The organism is Lysobacter capsici (assembly GCF_018732085.1).
Lineage (GTDB): Bacteria > Pseudomonadota > Gammaproteobacteria > Xanthomonadales > Xanthomonadaceae > Lysobacter > Lysobacter capsici_A.
This window is the reverse complement of record NZ_CP076103.1, coordinates 392,303-405,570: the sequence shown is the minus strand read 5'-3', so window position 1 is coordinate 405,570 and position 13,268 is coordinate 392,303. Positions and strand designations below refer to the sequence as shown.

The window sequence follows — 13,268 nt, the reverse complement described above, 5'->3', positions numbered from 1 at the left end:
CACGATGCGCCATCCGCGGCATGGCGGCCGTTCGCATCTGTTCGATCCGAAACCCGCTCGCGCCGCGCTGCCGCCAATACCAACGCCGCCGTCGCGCCCGAGGCGAAACGGCGGCGTCGACCACTCGGTGCCGCGCGCACGCGTGGCCCGCGACCGCCGCGGGCGATTTCAGAACCCGCCGCGGCGGGGACGAAACCGCGCGGACGCGGCACGACGATGACGCAGCACGGGTTCGGCGCCATCGTCGGCCGCGCTCACAACGAGTTCTTGGCGCGGGTCAGCAGCTGATCCAGCAGGCTCAGGCTCAGGTCGATTTCCTGCCCGGTGATGTGCAACGACGGCGCCAGGGTGATCACGTTCTTGTAATAGCCGCCGACGTCGAGGACCAGGCCCATCTTCTTGCCGTTGTGATCGAGCTCGCCGGCCAGGCCGATGTCGGCCATGCGGTCGAGCAGCTTCTTGTTCGGGGTGAAGCCGTCGGCTTCGCAGATTTCCGCGCGCAGCGCCAGGCCGAGGCCGTCGACGTCGCCGATTTCCGGATGCCGGCGCTGCAGGTCCTTCAGGCCGGCGAGGAAGTGCGCGCCGCTGGCCATGACCATGCTTTCGTAGTCGGTCTCGGCCAGCATCTTCATCGTCTCCAGTCCGACCGCGGTGCCGAGCGGATTGGAGGCGAAGGTCGAATGGGTTGAGCCCGGCGGGAAGATGGTGGGGTTGATCAGCTCCTCGCGCGCCCAGATGCCGGCAAGCGGATTGAGGCCGTTGGTCAGCGCCTTGCCGAACACCAGCACGTCCGGCTGCACGCCGAAATGCTCGATCGACCACAGCTTGCCGGTGCGGAAGAAGCCCATCTGGATTTCGTCGACGACCAGCAGGATTCCGTACTTGTCCAGCACGCGCTTGAGCCCGACGAAGAAATTCGGCGGCGGAATCACGTAGCCGCCGGTGCCCTGGATCGGCTCGATGTAGAACGCCGCGTACTCGCACTGGCCGACCTTCGGGTCCCACACGCCGTTGTACTCGGTCTCGAACAGGCGCTCGAACTTCGCCACGCAATGCTCGCCGTACTCTTCCTTCGACATGCCCTTGGGGCCACGGAAGTGGTACGGGAATTCGACGAACTGCGCGCGGTCGAAATGACCGTAGCGACGGCGATAGCGATACGAGGAGGTAATCGCCGACGCGCCGAGGGTGCGGCCGTGATAGCCGCCTTCGAAGGCGAACATCAGGCTCTTGCCGCCGCTGGCGTTGCGCACGATCTTGAGCGAATCCTCGACCGACTGCGAACCGCCGACGTTGAAATGCACACGCCCCTTGCGGCCCCACTTCTTCTCGGCGTCCTGGGCGACGATCTTTGCCAGTTCGATCTTGCCCGGATGCAGGTACTGGCTGGCGACCTGCGGCAGGGTATCGATCTGCTGCTTGAGCACATTGTTCAGACGCGGGTTCGAGTAGCCGAAATTGACCGCCGAATACCACATCTGCAGATCGAGGAACTCGGTGCCGGCCGCGTCGTAGAGGTAGCTGCCATCGCAGCGGGTGAAGATTTTCGGCGGATCGCTGTAGTGAACGGTGTCGCCGAAAGAGCAATACCGGGCCTCGTCGGCCAACAGTGAGGCGTCGCTCATGGGGTGCGGACTGGAGTGTTGAGAAGCAATCGGGCCCGCTGCGTGGGAGCTGTCCGGGGCTTGTTCGGCCAACAATGAGGCGTCGTTCATGGAGTACGGACTCGTGTGTTGAGAAGTCGTTCGGCCCGCTGCGTCTGCGCTTCGAACAGCCCATCGAGCAGCGACGGCAGCAACGCCAGCGCCTCGAGAAAACCGCCGATCGGCGCGTGCGGGATATGGTTTTGCCGGCAATGCTCGATCAGCTTGCCCTTGGCGAATACGAAGTCGGCCTCGGTGGCCACGCAGAAATCGGACTGGCCGTCGCCGATCAGCAGCACGCGCTTGCGCGCCGCGGTTTCGCGGCGCGCGCACGAGCATTTGCAGGTGCCGCTGCGGCATTGCGTGCCGGCGTGCGGAAATTCGATCCGCCACTCGCGCGGCGCGGTCTGCAGCAGGCGATTGGCGATCACCGGCAGACCGTCGAGCCCATGCCGGCCGAGAATGCGGTGGATCGCGTAGTCGAGTCCGTCGCTGACCACGCTCATGCCGATCCCGGCACGCTGCGAGGCGCGGACGAAATCGTGAAAGCCCGGATCGATGCGCAGGCCGTCGAGCACTGCATCGACTTCGTCGCGGTCGGCGTCGATCAAGGCGATCTGGCCGCTCATGCATTCGCGCGAACCGATCCGCCCGGCTTTCCAGGCCGCCTCGATCAGCTCCCAGCCGGGACGCGCGAAACGTTCCAGCAAGGTGTCGGTTACATCGTCGAGGGCGATGGTGCCGTCGAAGTCGCACAGGATGTTCCAGCCAGGGTTCATGCGCGGATCGTCGGCAGTGGCGATGAGCGCAGCCTATGCGGGCTTCCTTTCGCACTCCTTTCGGTTCCGCCGCCCGCCGCAATCGGCCGATTGCGATCGTTCAGGCTGGCCCGTGGCGGCGCCATGGCCAGGCGGTTGCCCGGGCAGGTCGGGCGGAGCCGCACCGGCAAGCGCCACGAGCAAAACCCTCCCGCCCCTCCACAAAAGAGGGGATCGTCGTGAGAGCTTGGTTTCGCAGGCCGGCCGGACCGCCGGCGTGGTTCAAGGCGAGCCGCGCTTGCGCCGCGGCCACGCCGCCAGCAACGCCCACAAGCCGCCCAGCCCGGCGATCCACGACGATGCAGGAATCGACCACAGGCGCGGTCCACCGGCCTCCAGTCCGAACAGCACCGCCGCCACGATCAGCAGGCCGGTGCCGAGAATCGCCGCGACGGTGCGGCGCACCGCGTCGCCGATGCTGCGGTTGAGGTCGGTGATGTCGGCCGAACGCATCTTCAGTTCGTGCTGGCCCGAGACCTGCTGGCTCAGCCACGCGTGCAGCAATCGCGGCATCTCCGGCGCGCGGGTCACGAATTCGGGCAGGCGCTTGCGGAACTCGGTCGCCAGCCGCTGCGGGCTGTAGCGCTCGAGCAAGATGCGTTGCAACACCGGCCGCGCCACCGCCCAGATGTCGAGCTTGGGATCGAGCAGGCGGCCCACGCCTTCGATGTTGAGCAGGGTTTTCTGCAGCAGGATCAGCTGCGGCTGCAAGGTCAGCTCGTAACGCTGCGCGGTGCGGAACAGCTTGACCAGCACCTCGGCCAAAGAGATCTCGCTCAGCGGCCGGGTGAAATACGGCTCGCACACCGCGCGCGTGGCCGCTTCGAGTTCGTCGATGCGGATGTGCGCGGGAATCCAGCCGGCCTGCACGTGCAGCTCGGCGATGCGGCGGTAGTCGCGGTTGAAGATCGCCATGAAGTTTTCGGCGAGGTAGTACTGATCCTCGTCCGACAACTGGCCCATGATGCCGAAGTCGAGCGCGATGAAGCGCGGATTGCGCCGCCGCGAGGGATCGCTGTCGACCCAGATGTTGCCGGCGTGCGCATCGGCGTGGAAGAAGTTGTCGCGGAACACCTGGGTGTAGAACACCCGCACGCCCTTGGCCGCGAGCGCGCTGCGGTCGATGCCGGCGGCATCCAATGCGGCGATGTCGTCGGAGGGAATGCCGTAGACGCGCTCCAGGGTCAGCGCGCGTTCGCTGGTATGCGACCAGATCACCTCGGGCACGTACATGTCGTCGCTGTCGGCCCAGAACCGGCGCAGCACGCTGGCGTTGGCGCCTTCGCGCTGCAGGTCCAGTTCGGCGGCCAGCGTGCTTTCGATTTCGGCGACGATCGCGCGCGGGCGGATCTTGTCGGCGCTGGGATGGGCGCGGTCGACCAGCGCGGCCAGGGCGTTCAACAGCGCGATATCGCCGGCGATCTTGCCCTCGATGTCCGGACGCAGCACCTTGACCACCACCTCGCGCGCCGGCTTGCCGTTTTCCGGCGCCAGCCGCGCGGCATGCACCTGCGCGATCGAGGCCGAGGCCAGCGGCTCGATATCGAACGATTCGAACGCGTCCTCGATGCTGCGCTCGAGCGTGCCCTCGACGATGCGGCGCGCGGTTTCGCCATCGAACGGCGCGACCCGGTCTTGCAGCAGGGCCAGCTCGATCGCGATGTCCGGCGGCACCAGGTCGCGGCGGGTCGACAGGATCTGCCCGAACTTGACGAAGATCGGCCCGAGTTCCTGCAGCACCAGGCGCAGGCGCGCGCCGCGCGACATCGCGGCGATCTCGGCCGAGGCGCGCGGCACGAACGGTCGCGCGAGCTTGAGCCAGCGCTCGACCGGAGTGCCGTCGAGCAGATCGTCGAGCCGGTAGCGCAGCAGCACGCGGCCGATGCGCCAGGCGCGGATGGCGGACCTCATGCGCCGTCCCCGCAATCGCTGCACCACTGCGAGGTCTTTGGTGGGAGGGGCTTCGGCCCCGACGCTCTTGATTCAGATCGCATCGAAACGTCACCACCGCTGGCCGAAAAGCGTCGGGCCTGAAGGCCCTCCCACAAAAGACCTCGGGCCATCGAAGGGGGAAGCCTCGATGATTGAAGCGCCGCGAGGCTCATGCGCCGCGCCTCGCGCGATCGCGCAGGCGCGCCACGTGCGCGGCGGCGCGTTCGACATCGTCGCGCAGCACATCGACATCGTCGTGGAAGGCATTGAGTTCGTCGCGCGGGACCACGTCGCGCGATTCCTCGGTGACGTACTCGGCGACATTGCTGGCCAGCGCGCCGGCGGCGTCGCGGGCATGGCGCAGGGTGCCGGCCACCGCGTGCGCGATCTGCACGCCGGCCACCTCGCCGAACACGGTGGTGAACGGTTGCTGCCAATCCGGATCGAAACGCTCGGCCAGGCGCTGCAGGCGGCGGGCCAGGTCCGCGTCGCCTTCGATGCGCAACTTGCCGACCGGCGCGGCCTGCTCGTTGCGCGCGGCGCCGAGCAGGTTGGGCAGTTGCGAGAAGATCGCGCCGAGGGTGCTGCGCACCGACAGATCGGGTTCGTCGCTGTCGCGCACCGGCCCGACTTCGAGCCGCTCGCCGGCCACCAGGATGCGCAGCGCCAGCGGCGGCGAGGCCAGGTGCAGGGCGACGCTGCGGCCGTCGAGCGTGCGCAGGCTGTCGCGGGTGTCGGGATCGAGCGCCAGCGCGCGGTTGAGCGCGGCTTCCAGCGCGCGTCCGGCCAGTGGCTTGAGCGAAGACAGGAACGAGGGATCTGGGGCGGTCATGGCGCCATTGTAGCCCTGTGCTCCGCTGCATCCATGCATCGATCCGGGCGGCAGCGCCGGCGCCCGATGCACGCCGGCCCGCGCAATGCGCGGGCCGGCGGCGGAACGGTCGAGCGTTGTCGGTGTCTGACCGGGGTCAGGCGACCTTGCGGCCGCGGAACAGCGAGATGATCGCCAGGATCACGAACACGACGAACAAGATCCAGGCGATGTTGCTGGCGGCGCCGGCGATGCCGGTGAAGCCCAGGACCGCGGCGATGATCGCGATGACGAAGAAGACGGCGGCATAGTGAAGCATGGGGGAACCTCCTGGCATGAGAGAAAGCCACCATCGGGACAGGTTCCCGATGGCACGGTTCGATCCTGTGCCAGCGAAGGTTGTCAGCCGGTGACGATGGGCGCTTGCGTGCAGGCGGCCTTCAGCCGGGTGAGTCCTTCGTGAAAACTGACCTTCGGCACGTAACCGAAGTCGCGCGTCGCCGGCGCCATGTCGTACCAGTGCGTGGTCGACAATTGCTCGGCGAGAAACCGCGTCATCGGCGGCTCGCCCTTGAGCGGCAGCACATGCCACAACGCCTCGCACACCGCGCCGATCGCGTAGGCGGCGCCGAACGGCAAGGTCTTGTCGACCTGCGGCGCGCCGACCGCGCCGAGCAGGCCGTTGAGGGTTTCGCGCAAGGTCTTGGGCTCGCCGTTGCTGATGAAGTAGGCGCGGCCGGCGCAGGCAGCGCCCGGAGCGAGATGATCGAACGCATCGAAGTGCGCCTGCGCGGCGTTGTCGATGTAGGTCGTGTCGATGCGGTTGTTGCCGTCGCCGACGAAGCGCAGGCGGCCGGCGTTGGCGCGCTGGACCAGGCGCGGCAGCAGTTGATTGTCGCCCACGCCCCAGATCAGGCGCGGACGCAGCGCGACGGTGGCGAGTTGCGCGTCGTTGGCGGCGAGCACGGCTTTTTCGGCGATGGTCTTGGTGGTCGCGTACGCGGCCTTGAAGCCTTCGCCGTAGGGCACGGTGTCGGCGGTGCCGCCTTCGACCGGATGGGTCGCGCGGTGGGTCACGCTGGGCGTGGAGGTGTAGACGAGTTTGCCGATCCGGTGTTCGCGGCAGGCCGCGAGGACGTTGTCGGTGCCGACCACGTTGGCCTGGTGGTAGCTGTCGTAGCTGCCCCAGGCGCCGGCCTTGGCGGCGTTGTGGAAGATCGCCTCGCAGCCTTGCGCGGCGGCGATCACCGCGGCGCGATCGGCGAGGTCGCCTTGCACCTGGGTCACGCCGAGCGCATCGAGCGCGGGGTAATGGCCGCGGTTGAAGCTGACGACGTCATGGCCGCGCGCGACCAGGCCGCGGCACAGCGCCTGGCCGAGAAATCCGCCGCCGCCGGTGACCAAAATCTTCATAGCATCAGTCCCGAAGTCATAGAGATAAAAGTGATCACGCGAAGTCGCCCAAAACCAGATCGATGCAAAACCACCAGGCTCCCATTGTAGGAGCGGCGCAAGCCGCGACCGCGACATCGCAGTTGCGACGTATGTGCGGTTTCGCGGTCGCGGCTCGCGCCGCTCCTACAAGGGCTTACCGGCTTTCGGTGGCCTGGGCCTGCAACGTGAGTTTTTCGCGGCCGATCTTCGCGTTATGGCGAATATCGACCGGGAACCCCGGATGGAAACGGAACCGCTCGATGCCGGCGGTATGCGCATGCGCCGCGCCGATCGCGCGCAATTCCTCGACGATGCGCTCGCGCTCGGTGTTGCCGATGCGCGGCTTGTGCAGTTCCACCCACAGCAGCGGCACCTGCGCGCCTTTCGTGCCGGTGCCGACCAGCGCGGTGCGGCGCACCTTGGGATGGGTGTTGAACACCGGTTCGACCTGCTCGGTGTACAGCGGGCCGTTCGCGGTCTCGACCCGGTGGCTCTTGCGTCCGCAGAACCACAGCCGGCCCTGTTCGTCGAGATACCCCACATCGCCCATGCGATGGACGATGCGCTCGGCGCCGTCGATGCTTTCGCGAATCTTCGCCAGCTTGGTCATCGCGTCGCGATTGAAATAACTGTCGGTGGCGGTCGGCCCGGCGACGGTGATTTCGCCGACCACGCCGGCCTCGACGATCAAATCGTCCGACCAGCGCTCGATCGGCGCATCGTCGATGCGGATGATGCGCACGTCGTTGCGCGCCACCGCGCGGCCGACGCAGGTGCCGGCGCCGGCCTCGGTGGCGGCGCGGGTGGATTGCAGTTCGCGGCCTTCGATCACCGCCACCGGCAGGCATTCGGTGGCGCCGTACGGGGTCCAGAACTGGGCGTCGTCGGGCAGCAGTTCGCGCAGGCGCGCGACCGTGTCCGGCGGCACCGGCGCGCCGGCCGAGGTGACCCGCTTGATCGTCGGCATCGGCTGGCCGTGCCGCGCGAGCACCGCCATCAGCGCCGGCGAGCCGAACAGCTGATCGCAACCGAAGCGGCTGATCGAATCGAGCAGCTTGACCGGATCGGCCTGCGCCGGCCGGGTCGGGTCCATGTCGGGAATGATCGAGGTCAGGCCCAGCGCCGGGTCGAACAGGGCGAACGGCGGGAACGTCGGCAGGTCGACGCCGCCGGGCACGATGCCGAAGGCCTCGCCCATCATCTCGATCTGGGCGACGAAGTGGCGATGGCGGAACACCACGCCCTTGGGCACGCCGGTCGAGCCGCTGGTGAACACGATCGCGGCGACTTCGTCGGGCCGGGTGTCGGCCAGTTGCGAACCCACGCCGGCGCCGGCGCGCTCGACCCGTTCGAGCGTGTCGTCGGCCAGGAACGCGCGCTGGCCGGTGGTGATGCGGATGCGCGCCGACTTCGCCCAGCCCAGCACCACCCGGGCGACGTGCGCCAGCGGAATGCCGATGAAGGCTTCCGGCGCGGCCTCGTCCAGGCATTGGCGCAGCGCGCGCTTGTCGATGCCCGGGTCGATCAGCACCGGCACCGCACCGGCCTTGAACAGGGCGAACATCAGCAGGAAGAACTCCGGCGACGGCCGCACCATGATCGCCGCGCGGGTGCCGCGCACGATCCCGCGCTTCGCCAGGCCGGCGGCGATCGCGTCGCTGCGGCGGTCGAGTTCGCCGTAGGTCAGCTCGACGTCGTAACGGGCCAGGCCGTCGGCGCGACGCGTGCCGGGGCAGCGCATCGCCACGCGCTGCGGCGATTGCGCGGCCAGCCGCGGCAAGGCCGAGGCGATGTTGCAGATCGCGATCTCAGGCGCTGCGGGTTCGGTCGAAACGGATACGTCGGCGTCCATGCGGGCCTCAGCTCAGCGGGTGGCGATCGAGGAAGGCGCGGATCTCCGGCACGAGCAGCTCGGCCTTGTCTTCCAGCACGTAATGCCCGGCGTCCTTGAACGCATGCACCTGCGCCTGCGGCAGCGCGTCGGTGAAGCCCTTGAGGAAATGATGGTCGAACACGAAATCGGCCAGGCCCCAGCCGATGAACGCCGGTCGGTCGGCGTATTCGGGCAGCTTGCGGCCCATCGCCTGCACCAGCGACCAGGCCTTGTCGCCCTCGCCCAGCGGAATGTCCTGGACGAAGCGCGAGGTGGCGATGCGGTTGGCCCAGCTGTCGTACGGCGCGACATAGGCGCGGCGCACCTCGGCCGGCATCGGCTTGACCACGCCCAGGCGCGAGGCGCCGCCGGCGAAGGCGTTGAAGCCGCGGATCAGGCCGGTGCCGATCGACGAATCGCGGCCCAGGCGCAGGCGCTTGGGCAGCGGCTTGGCCGCCGGCAGCGGGAACGCGCCGGTGTTGGTGATCACCAGCCGCTTGATCTGATCGGAATGGGTGAGCCCCCAGCCAAAGCCGATGCCGCCGCCCCAGTCGTGGACGGCCAGGGTCATCGGGCCGCTGATGCCCAGGTGGCGCAACAAGGTTTCCACGTCGTCGACGCGCGATTGCAGGGTGTACTCGTAGCCGGCGTCGTCGGGCTTGTCGGACAGGCCCATGCCGACGTGGTCGGGGACGATGCAGCGGTAGCGATCGCTGAGCCCGGCGACCAGCTTGCGCCAGTAAAAGCTCCACGACGGGTTACCGTGCAGCATCACCACGACTTCGCCGTCGCGCGGGCCCTCGTCGAGATAGCTCATGCCGATGCCCGGGCGGACCTCGAAACGCTGCGGCTGGAAGGGATAGTCGGGGAAGCGGGAGCTGGACGTCATCGGCGACTCGGTAAGCGGCGCGCGCGGGGGGCGGGCCTGGCGGACAGGGCGACATTATCGGTTGTTTGGGGACCGGGAATCGGGAATTGGGAATCGAGAATCGGCCGTGGTGATCCGCGATTCGAACACTGCCGCCGGCGGATGTGGCCGTGCGACTTCGGGTGTAGGGGCTAAAACCACCTCCCAAGGAAACTGCGCACCCTCCCAATCGCCGCGCCCCCGCCCTTCCGATTCCCCATTCCCGATTCCCAGCCCCACTCAATACAAAACCTATCGTTTGAACATGCGACCCCTGTGCGATTGCCACTGTTTGCTTGACGCACACTCCGGGGCCATGAGTGATCTCGATCCGCCGCGGTGGCCGTATGCGTAGCAAGCTGTTCGTGCCCGGGGTACGGCCGGAGCTGTTCGACAAGGCCCTGGCCGGCGACGCCGACGCGCTGTCGCTGGACCTGGAAGACGCCGTGGCCGAGGAGCGCAAGGCCGCCGCGCGCATCGCGGTCGCCGCCTTCGTCGGCTCCGAGGCGGTCGCCGCATCGCGCAAAGTCATCATCGTGCGGGTCAACGATCCGGACTCGGCGCATTTCGCCGCCGACCTGGCCGCGGTCGCGCGCGACGGCGTGGCCCTGATCAACCTGCCCAAGATCGAATCGGCCGATGCGCTGCGCGAGGCCATCGCCGCGATCGAGCGCGCCGAAGCGCTCAACGGCGCGAGCCGGCCGATCCGGCTGCTGGTCAATATCGAAACCCCGCGCGCGCTGCTGCATGCGGCCGACATCGCCGCCGCGCATCCGCGCGTGGCCGGGTTGCAGCTCGGCCTGGCCGATCTGTTCGAAGGCGCGGGCATCGAGCGCTACGACTTGGCCAACGTCCACTCGGCGATGTTCGCCGTGCGCATGGCCGCGGCCGCCGCCGACGTGTTCGCGCTCGACAGCGCCTACGCCGACCTGCACGACGAAGCCGGTTACGTGGCCGAGGCGCGGGCCGCGCGCCGGCTCGGTTTTCTCGGCAAGACCTGCCTGCATCCGCGTCAGGTCGCGCTGGCCAACAGCGCCTTCGCCGCGACCCCGGCCGAGCTGGACGCGGCGCGGCGCATCGTCGACGCCGCGCAGGCCGCGCCCGACGGCGGCCGCGGCGTGTTCGTGGTCGACGGGCGCATGATCGACCTGCCGTTCCTCAAGCGGGCGCAGGCGCTGCTGGCCTCGGCGCGGCGGACGTGAGCGGCGCATTGGCGCGCGGCATCGAGGCTGACATGGCAATACCGCGGGCCGGACGTTCCGGTTCGCGTCGATGATGGGGCGTAATTCGATGTCGCAATTTTCCTCGGCGTTCGCGCTTGTTTGTCGCGGCGTGCGCGCCAAAGCGGTGGCGCTGGGCTTGTGCGCGGGCCTGGCCCTGGCCGCGCCGCTGCAGGCCGAACCGTTGACGCCGCTGCTCGCCGGCACCTTGCCGGCGCTGGACACGTCCGCGCCGCTGGTCGGCATGGCGACCGTCGACGGGCGCACGGTTGCGTTGACCCGCGATCAGGCCTGGCGCCTGGACGCCGAGCGCAAGCACTGGCTGCCGTTGCAATGGACCGGCGCGGCGCGGGCCGGCGCGGTGATCGGAGACGGAACCCGCGCCTACCTGTTGCCCGCCGATGCGCAGGCGAACGCCGCTACTTCTGAATCGGCTCCTTCCGAAGCGGTGCCTTCCGAAGCCGCCGCTTCCAAAACCGAACCGTCCAGCGCACCCGCAACCGCGCCGGTCATCGCCCGCCTGACTCCCAGCGACGCCCGCCTCGACCTGAAACCGCTGCCGCCATTGCCGATCGCGCTGTCGTCGTTGCGCGCGACCCTGTCGGGCGACAGCCTGTTTGTTGCCGGCCTCGCCGCCGACGGCAGCGCGCACCTGCTGCAGCGGCCGCTCGCCGACGAAGCCGCGGCCTGGACCTCGCTGCCGGGCTGGCCCGGCGCCGCCGCGCCGCGCTCGCTGGTCGCGCAGACCCGCGCGTTGTTCGTGATCGTCGCCGATCCGCACGGCGGCGCCGACCGCATGCTGCGCCGGTCGCCGGAAAACCAGTGGAGCGAAGTCAGCCGCGTCCCCGGTCAGGTCCTGCCCGGCGCCGGCCGCGCGACCGGCCAGGCCCACGTGCTGTACCCGATCATCGACCCGGCCAACGCCCAGGCCGCGGCGAAACTGATGATCTACCAGACCATCACCGGCTCCTGGGCGACCTTGCCCGGCGCGCAGGTCGCCGCCGGCGCAACCGCCACCGCGAGCTGGCCCGATGGTCTGATGTGGGCGCGCGCGTCCGCCGACGGCCAGCGCGTCGAATTCGCCACCGCCCAGGTGCAGGCGCGCAAGCTCGGCCTGCACTGGCTGGACTGGGTGGTGATCGTGGTCTACCTGGGCGGCATGATCGGCATCGGCCTGTTCTTCTACCTACGCGAGAAGCGCGGCTCGACCAGCAGCTTCTTCGTCGGCGGCCGCAGCATCCCGTTCTGGGCCGCGGGCGTGAGCCTGTACGCGGCCAACACCAGCTCGATCAGCTTCATCGCCATTCCGGCCAAGGCGTTCGAAACCAACTGGCAGTACCTGGCCAACAACGTCATCGGCGTGCTCGGGCTGATGTTCGTGGCGGTGTGGATCGTGCCGCTGCTGCGCCGGCTCGACCTGATGTCGGTGTTCTCGTACCTGGAAACGCGCTTCCATCCGGCGATCCGCATGCTCGCCAGCGCGCTTTGCATCGTGGTCCAGATCGGCAGCCGCATGAGCGTGATCTTGTTCCTGCCCGCGCTCGGCATCGCCACCATCACCGGCATCAGCGTGTTCTGGAGCGTGATCCTGATGGGCGGCTTCACCATCGTCTACACCGCGATGGGCGGGATGAAGGCGGTGATCTGGACCGACTTCGTCCAGGTCATCGTCAAGATGGGCGGCGCGCTGTTCGCGATCGGCTTCATGATCTGGCACCTGCCCGGCGGCTTCGACCAGTACTGGTCCACCGCGATGTCGCTCGACAAGATGCACACCTTCGACTTCAGCTTCGACATGACCAAGGCCACGGTCTGGGGCTTCTTGTTCCTGGTGGTGTTCGAAGTGGTGCTGACCTTCCCCAAGGACCAGGTGCTGATGCAGCGCACCTTGTCGACCAAGTCCGACAAGGAAGCCGGGCGTTCGATCTGGGCCTTCGCCGCGATCACCATCCCCGGCGGGATCATCTTCTACACCATCGGCACCTCGCTGTTCGTCTACTACAAGAACAACCCGGAGCGGATGAACCCGCTGCTGCCGATCGATGCGACCTTCCCGATGTTCATCGCCGCCGAACTCCCCGTAGGCGTGACCGGGCTGATCATCGCCGGCATCTTCGCCGCGGCGATGGCCACGTTGTCGGGGATCATGAATTCGGTGGCGACGCTGATTTCGGTGGACTTCTACGACAAGCTGGCGAAGAACCGCACGCCAAAGCAGAGCGTGTTCTTCGCCGAGGTCATGACCGTGGTGGTCGGCCTGATCGGCATCGGCACCGCGCTGCTGCTGTCGAAGTTCGACATCCACTCGTTGTTCGACCTGTCGATCGAACTGGCCGGCCTGCTCGGCGGCGGCTTCGCCGGCGCCTACACGCTGGGCATGTTCACCCGCCGCGCCAACTGGCAGGGCGTGGCGATCGGCATCGCCGCGAGCATCGCGCTGACCCTGGGCATCTGGACCTTGCAGATGGTCCATCCGTACTACTACCTGGCGATCTCGATCCTGCTGTGCATCGTGATCGGCTATGTCGCCAGCCTGTTCTTCCCGGCGCCGCGGCAGTCGTTGAACGGGTTGACGATTTTTCGCGATCGGGCGGTGGAGACGGGAATCGGGAATCGGGAGTAGGGAATCG

At 68.1% G+C, this 13,268-nt stretch carries 10 protein-coding genes and 1 pseudogene; 3 read left to right on the top strand and 8 right to left on the bottom strand.

The genetic code is table 11. From position 1 onward, the window contains the following. Positions 1 to 254: 254 nt before the first annotated feature. From KME82_RS01625 to ubiB, 3 genes are all read right to left on the bottom strand, one after another. Positions 255 to 1,625: an aspartate aminotransferase family protein gene (locus tag KME82_RS01625; protein WP_215496987.1), complete on the bottom strand. Its 1,371-nt coding sequence runs from the start codon at positions 1,623 to 1,625 to the stop codon at positions 255 to 257. An 86-nt stretch (positions 1,626 to 1,711) separates the two neighbouring features. Beyond that, positions 1,712 to 2,422, bottom strand: a complete 711-nt coding sequence (locus KME82_RS01620) for an MtnX-like HAD-IB family phosphatase (RefSeq protein WP_215496986.1) — start codon at positions 2,420 to 2,422, stop codon at positions 1,712 to 1,714. Positions 2,423 to 2,683: 261 nt separating this feature from the next. Beyond that, entirely contained in the window at positions 2,684 to 4,372 is a 1,689-nt protein-coding gene (ubiB, locus tag KME82_RS01615) for a ubiquinone biosynthesis regulatory protein kinase UbiB (RefSeq protein WP_215496985.1), read from the bottom strand. On the opposite strand from ubiB, the pseudogene KME82_RS26940 reads away from it, so the two are divergent. Further along, positions 4,344 to 4,499: pseudogene (locus tag KME82_RS26940) on the top strand (DUF6053 domain-containing protein); the annotation flags it as partial. The gene ubiB and the pseudogene KME82_RS26940 sit on opposite strands and share 29 nt — an antisense overlap. Positions 4,500 to 4,562: 63 nt before the next feature. Here KME82_RS26940 and KME82_RS01610 read toward each other — a convergent pair. From KME82_RS01610 to KME82_RS01590, 5 genes are all read right to left on the bottom strand, one after another. After that, complete coding sequence (locus KME82_RS01610) at positions 4,563 to 5,225, bottom strand: ubiquinone biosynthesis accessory factor UbiJ (RefSeq protein WP_215496984.1); 663 nt, start codon at positions 5,223 to 5,225, stop codon at positions 4,563 to 4,565. A 136-nt stretch (positions 5,226 to 5,361) separates the two neighbouring features. Next, positions 5,362 to 5,523: a DUF1328 domain-containing protein gene (locus KME82_RS01605; RefSeq protein ID WP_036107675.1), complete on the bottom strand. Its 162-nt coding sequence runs from the start codon at positions 5,521 to 5,523 to the stop codon at positions 5,362 to 5,364. Between the two features lie 83 nt (positions 5,524 to 5,606). Continuing rightward, entirely contained in the window at positions 5,607 to 6,617 is a 1,011-nt protein-coding gene (gene oleD / locus KME82_RS01600) for a 2-alkyl-3-oxoalkanoate reductase (protein ID WP_215496983.1), read from the bottom strand. A gap of 175 nt (positions 6,618 to 6,792) precedes the next feature. Next, positions 6,793 to 8,490 (bottom strand): olefin beta-lactone synthetase, encoded by a 1,698-nt coding sequence (oleC, locus tag KME82_RS01595; RefSeq protein ID WP_215496982.1) that lies wholly within the window; start codon positions 8,488 to 8,490, stop codon positions 6,793 to 6,795. Positions 8,491 to 8,497: 7 nt separating this feature from the next. Then, positions 8,498 to 9,400, bottom strand: a complete 903-nt coding sequence (locus KME82_RS01590) for an alpha/beta fold hydrolase (RefSeq protein ID WP_215496981.1) — start codon at positions 9,398 to 9,400, stop codon at positions 8,498 to 8,500. A gap of 365 nt (positions 9,401 to 9,765) precedes the next feature. Here KME82_RS01590 and KME82_RS01585 point away from each other — a divergent pair, with 365 nt between their 5' ends. Together KME82_RS01585 and KME82_RS01580 are read left to right on the top strand one after the other, a co-directional pair. Further along, on the top strand, positions 9,766 to 10,620 hold the full coding sequence (locus tag KME82_RS01585) for an HpcH/HpaI aldolase/citrate lyase family protein (protein ID WP_215496980.1): 855 nt from the start codon (positions 9,766 to 9,768) through the stop codon (positions 10,618 to 10,620). 88 nt (positions 10,621 to 10,708) lie between these two features. Then, positions 10,709 to 13,261 carry a sodium:solute symporter family transporter gene (locus tag KME82_RS01580; RefSeq protein WP_215496979.1) on the top strand — a complete coding sequence of 851 codons (2,553 nt, stop codon included), beginning with the start codon at positions 10,709 to 10,711 and terminating at the stop codon, positions 13,259 to 13,261. Positions 13,262 to 13,268 lie beyond the last annotated feature (7 nt).

Coding starts and splice junctions, on each gene's coding strand:
- KME82_RS01625 (WP_215496987.1), bottom strand. CDS start 1,625: ATGAGCGACGCCTCACTGTTGGCCGACGAGGCCCGGTATTGCTCTTTC.
- KME82_RS01620 (WP_215496986.1), bottom strand. CDS start 2,422: ATGAACCCTGGCTGGAACATCCTGTGCGACTTCGACGGCACCATCGCC.
- ubiB (WP_215496985.1), bottom strand. CDS start 4,372: ATGAGGTCCGCCATCCGCGCCTGGCGCATCGGCCGCGTGCTGCTGCGC.
- KME82_RS01610 (WP_215496984.1), bottom strand. CDS start 5,225: ATGACCGCCCCAGATCCCTCGTTCCTGTCTTCGCTCAAGCCACTGGCC.
- KME82_RS01605 (WP_036107675.1), bottom strand. CDS start 5,523: ATGCTTCACTATGCCGCCGTCTTCTTCGTCATCGCGATCATCGCCGCG.
- oleD (WP_215496983.1), bottom strand. CDS start 6,617: ATGAAGATTTTGGTCACCGGCGGCGGCGGATTTCTCGGCCAGGCGCTG.
- oleC (WP_215496982.1), bottom strand. CDS start 8,490: ATGGACGCCGACGTATCCGTTTCGACCGAACCCGCAGCGCCTGAGATC.
- KME82_RS01590 (WP_215496981.1), bottom strand. CDS start 9,400: ATGACGTCCAGCTCCCGCTTCCCCGACTATCCCTTCCAGCCGCAGCGT.
- KME82_RS01585 (WP_215496980.1), top strand. CDS start 9,766: ATGCGTAGCAAGCTGTTCGTGCCCGGGGTACGGCCGGAGCTGTTCGAC.
- KME82_RS01580 (WP_215496979.1), top strand. CDS start 10,709: ATGTCGCAATTTTCCTCGGCGTTCGCGCTTGTTTGTCGCGGCGTGCGC.